The 4,628-nt window shown below is 41.9% G+C and carries 5 protein-coding genes; 4 read left to right on the top strand and 1 reads right to left on the bottom strand.

The genetic code is table 11. The annotated features are described in order from the left end of the window. Positions 1-55: 55 nt before the first annotated feature. Positions 56-868: an inositol monophosphatase family protein gene (locus tag AC805_RS17695; RefSeq protein ID WP_055076613.1), complete on the bottom strand. Its 813-nt coding sequence runs from the start codon at positions 866-868 to the stop codon at positions 56-58. 267 nt (positions 869-1,135) lie between these two features. On the opposite strand from AC805_RS17695, the gene AC805_RS17690 reads away from it, so the two are divergent. The 4 genes from AC805_RS17690 to AC805_RS17675 all read left to right on the top strand — a co-directional run bounded on the left by AC805_RS17690 (position 1,136) and on the right by AC805_RS17675 (position 4,596). Further along, positions 1,136-1,933: an ABC transporter permease gene (locus AC805_RS17690; protein ID WP_055076612.1), complete on the top strand. Its 798-nt coding sequence runs from the start codon at positions 1,136-1,138 to the stop codon at positions 1,931-1,933. An 83-nt stretch (positions 1,934-2,016) separates the two neighbouring features. After that, positions 2,017-3,054 (top strand): Gfo/Idh/MocA family protein, encoded by a 1,038-nt coding sequence (locus AC805_RS17685; RefSeq protein ID WP_055076611.1) that lies wholly within the window; start codon positions 2,017-2,019, stop codon positions 3,052-3,054. Positions 3,055-3,069: 15 nt separating this feature from the next. Continuing rightward, positions 3,070-3,702: an acyltransferase gene (locus tag AC805_RS17680; RefSeq protein ID WP_055076610.1), complete on the top strand. Its 633-nt coding sequence runs from the start codon at positions 3,070-3,072 to the stop codon at positions 3,700-3,702. A 3-nt stretch (positions 3,703-3,705) separates the two neighbouring features. Further along, positions 3,706-4,596, top strand: coding sequence for a hypothetical protein (locus AC805_RS17675; RefSeq protein ID WP_055076609.1), 891 nt, complete (start codon positions 3,706-3,708; stop codon positions 4,594-4,596). Positions 4,597-4,628 lie beyond the last annotated feature (32 nt).

The following is a 4,628-nucleotide window of genomic DNA, read 5'->3' as shown; positions in this document are numbered from 1 at the left end:
CTCTGGTTTTGTTTTTTAATTATGCCGAACTACTTACTTAAATGATTTAGGAATGTCAATGAAAAAATGGTTCTGTTATTTCCTTTGCCATAGGTAGTATTTCTCGGTGGCTGACAATCAAGGAGGGAAAGTTGCGCTGACTGTAATCTTTTCCCATTTCTAAGGGAAATATATTTTGAGAATCTTCTAAGGGAATCCAGATCGCGCCGATCGCTTTGATGATCGCCCAAGCCGCCGCAATATCCCAGATCTTTGGAGTTGCTTCCACTGCGCCAATCGTAGAGCCGATCGCTACGGTTAAAATATTGTAAGTTGCGGCTCCCATCATCCGCATTTTAAAAGGGAATTCCGCTCTGCCCATTTTGGCTAGACTGCGAGAACAGGCACTAAAAAAGTAATTACTCAACGCATCGGGATCGGGAGCGATATCAGCTAGATGAATCTCGCGATCGTTCAAAAAAGCTGCCGAGCCATTCTCATCAGCCCAGCCATAAATATTTTGGTGTAGGGGTGGGACGGCAACATAGCCAAAAACGGGAGTACCGTAATGTAATAAGCCTAGGGATATTGCCCAGATCGGGATACCTCTAGCAAAATTAGTTGTGCCATCGAGGGGATCGATGACCCAAGCCCATTCGCGATCGGGCAAAATTTGCGTTGATTCTTCCGTTAAAACGCCATATTCAGGAAATTCTCTTTCTAGGGATGATTTTATATATTCATCTGCCCAGCGATCGCTGCTGGTGACAAGACTGCCATCTTCTTTGTTAATGGCGACTCTCGCCTCTTCAAAGTCCGCAAGTAGGCGGGCTCCGACTTGTTTCGTTAATTCTTGGATGAAGGGAAGAATTTTTTGCCAGTTATTCATAGCTTGTTAGGATACCCCACGAAGGAAAGAGAGCCGCAAAGCAGCGCTCTTTCACTACCATATCCTAAATATAGCTATCGCCAATTGTACTAGGACACAAAGCCCAAGAATTAATTGGCGGCGCTTCGCGCCGCCAATTAATTCTTGGGCTTTGATTTGTCCTAATTCAAGTGACTGTGTCTATACGTTTGGCGACAACTATAATTGCGGCTAGCTAATTACGATAAAATGCAATGATGTTAGGACTTATGAGGATTTTGTAGACCTATGAACTTGAGCTTGAACCTGAGTCTAAGTTTAGGTCGCGTTTGGGCGATCGCCACTAATGTCTTTCGCGAAACCGTACGCGAACAAGTGCTTTATTTATCTTTGCTATATATTGCGATCGCGGTGTCAGCAATGCTGCTGTTGCCCGAATTTTCCTATGATTCATCGGCAAAGATGATCGTGGATGTGGGCATTGCAGCGATCGAGGTGGTGAGTTTGATCGTAGCGGTGTTAGTAGGCACTAACTTAATTAATAAAGAAATTGACAAACGTACCATCTTTATCCTAATTGCCAAACCCATGCATCGTGCTGAATTTGTCTTGGGTAAGCACCTCGGGCTCACGGCCGTAGTTGGGGCGTTGGTCTCGATTATGACCGTGATTTTTGTCATTCTGATGGCGATCAAGCAAATCCCAATTCCAATTCCCGCGATTCTCACGGCTAACTTTTTTATCTTCTGGGAAATTATGCTACTAGGGGCGATCGCCATTTTCTTTGGCTCCTTTACAGGTTCGTTGATTGCCTCTTTGCTAACTCTTGGAGCCTATTTGATTGGTAACTTTAGTCGCGATCTATTACTACTAGGCGAAATTTCCAAGAATCCCAGCTTGCAGGCAGTAACGCGCACCTTTTACATGATCTTGCCCGATCTATCCCGTGCAAATCTCAAAAATGACGCAGTTTATAATATTTTGCCAAGCATCATGGATATGTTTAACAATGGCGTTTACATTCTCAGTTATGCCCTATTGACCTTAGCCGTTACCATTTTTATCTTTGCCCGTCGCCAATTTTAATACCAAGTTAAGAAATGGCTACGCCATTTCTTAACTTGGTACTGATCCATAACTTAATCTGTAAATTTATTAGGAGGATTTCCATGACAACAAAATTGAGGTTTGGTCTAGTCGGTGCAGGAGCGATCGCTCAATCCTATATCCAAGCCTTTGAAAGTACTGATATCGCCCAGCTCGTGGGCATTGCTGATGTAGATCTATCTAGAGCTAGTTCTTTAGCAGAGCGATTGGGATGCCAAAGTTTTGTATCCCATGAAGATTTGGTTAATAGTATCGAGATCGATGCTGCGATCGTTTGTACGCCTCCCATCACCCATTTAGATGTTAGCCGCTATCTTCTAGAGCATAAAATCCACGTTCTTTGCGAAAAGCCCCTCAGTGTAAATTTGGCTCAAGCGAAGCTGATGGTTGAAGCTGCCAAGCAGTCGGGTGTTATCTTGACTATGGCTTCTAAGTTTCGCTATGTCGAAGATGTAATTCGTGCTAAGCAAATTGTCTCTTCGGGAATTCTGGGCGAGATCGTACTATTTGAGAACGCTTTTACTGGACGAGTGGATATGAGTAAGCGATGGAATTCGCAGCCTCAAATTAGTGGTGGTGGCGTACTCATCGACAATGGTACGCATTCTGTTGATATTATGCGATATTTTCTGGGTGCTCTTGATGAGATTCAAGTTGTCGAAGGCAAGCGCATTCAAGGTTTAGACGTAGAAGATACGGTGCAAATTTTTGTGAAGAGTGCCAGCGGTGTACGTGGTAGTATCGACCTCTCTTGGAGCATTAATAAGGAGCTAGATAGTTATATTCGGATCTATGGTTCTCAGGGTACAATTTCAGTCGGTTGGCGAGAATCTAAATATCGTCAAGCTTCAAGTCCAGATTGGGTTGTATTTGGTAAGGGTTATAACAAAGTACAAGCATTTCGTAGCCAAATCGAGAATTTCACCAAGGCAATTAGAGGTGAGGAACAATTGATTATTACTGCTGAGGATGGGCTAGCCTCCGTCGCCGCGATCGAGTCTGCCTATGCGGCGATGATGCAGACTAGTTGGACTCGGATCGGTCACCATAATCTTCTTGTTTTACCAACTAATGAAGTTCCTGCTGTTGCCTTAGGATAACTTGAGGATAGATATATGGCAATTCGCATCCATCCTTCGGCAATTGTCGAAGATAATGTCATTATTGGAGAAGGCAGTTCTATTTGGGATAACGTGCATATTCGTCATTCAACCCAGATTGGCGAAGAATGTATAGTGGGCGAAAAGACCTATATTGCCTATGGAGTAAAGATTGGTAATCGGGTTAAAATCAATGCCTTTGTTTATATTTGTAATGCGGTCACCATCGAAGATGGAGTCATGATTAGTGCAGGGACGATCTTCACTAACGATCGCTTTCCAAGGGCAACTACTAGCGATCTCAAACAACTTCGCCCCTCCGATCCCGATGAGCATACTCTGCCAACGCTCGTACAGGCAGGAGCAACCATTGGGGCAGGGTGTACGATTGGCAACGATCTGAGCATTGGGCGCTTCGCCATGATTGGGATGGGTTCTCTCGTCACTAAGTCCATACCTGACTTTCATCTAGCCATGGGGCATCCAGCCAGATCGGTGGGTTGCGTATGTCGTTGCGGTCAGTTACTTCGGCGATTTGCCATAGATGAGAATGTCTATGAGCCAGAAATCACCTGTTCTGCTTGTGGTTTGAAATATGCGATCGCCGATCGCGATGTAATGGAACTAACCCCAACAATTTCAAATTAAAAAATGAAATCATCTATATTCGACCAAGGCTTAAATAAATTAAATAAGTTGAACCGAAATGGCATTTTAGTTCTCTCTATTATTGTTCTGTTAGGTCTAATTCACTTGTCTTTCCCCTTTTCTGGAGATCAAGCTTTATTCACAGTTGGGGCATCAAAAATCAATCAGGGAGGAGTTCTATATAGAGACTTTTGGGACTTAAAACAACCTGGAATCTATTGGTTCTATTTTCTTGCAGGAAAGTTTTTTGGGTTTAATGAGATAGGTATTCATACTTTTGAAATACTTTATTTCCTAATGTTCTCTATCGTCTTATCGAACACACTTAAACATTATTATAAGTACTCAATTACATCAAGCTTTGTTCCAATCTTAACTGTAGGCATATACTATGCTTCGGCTGGTGCATGGCATCTTACACAATTAGAAGCGTTGGTCGGGTTTCCAATATTTTTAACAATTTGGTTTATATATCAGTCTTCTAAGTCTGAAATATATGACAATAAACTATTGTTCCTTTCAGGTTTTACAGCAGGAATTGTCCTTTTATTTAAGCTCTTATTTCTGCCAATAGTACTCTCTTTTTGGGCTGTGGCGATACTTGATGCAGTAACCCGAAAAAAGCAAATATTTATTAATGTGCTATTGAATATAGTTATACCAATCAGTATAGGTATTTCTATACCTTTACTGATTTCTATTTTTTACTTTGCAAGACTTGATGTATTAAACTTGCTATATCAAACCTATATCGAATATCCTCCGAGGATTTTAAGGGAAATCCCTCATGCAGAAGTTGGAAGATTATTTCAAGGGATCAGATGGTTTGTCACTAGATATGCATCAATTGTCTTATTAGGATCGATTGGTATATATGTCTTAGAGCGTGTTTGAGAAGTTTTTGGCAATAAAAAAAGGTGAAAAAA

The sequence above is a fragment of the Pseudanabaena sp. 'Roaring Creek' genome, from assembly GCF_001402795.1.
GTDB lineage: Bacteria > Cyanobacteriota > Cyanobacteriia > Pseudanabaenales > Pseudanabaenaceae > Pseudanabaena.
Note: the sequence above shows the minus strand (reverse complement) of the source record. Positions and strands in the feature narration are given on the sequence as shown.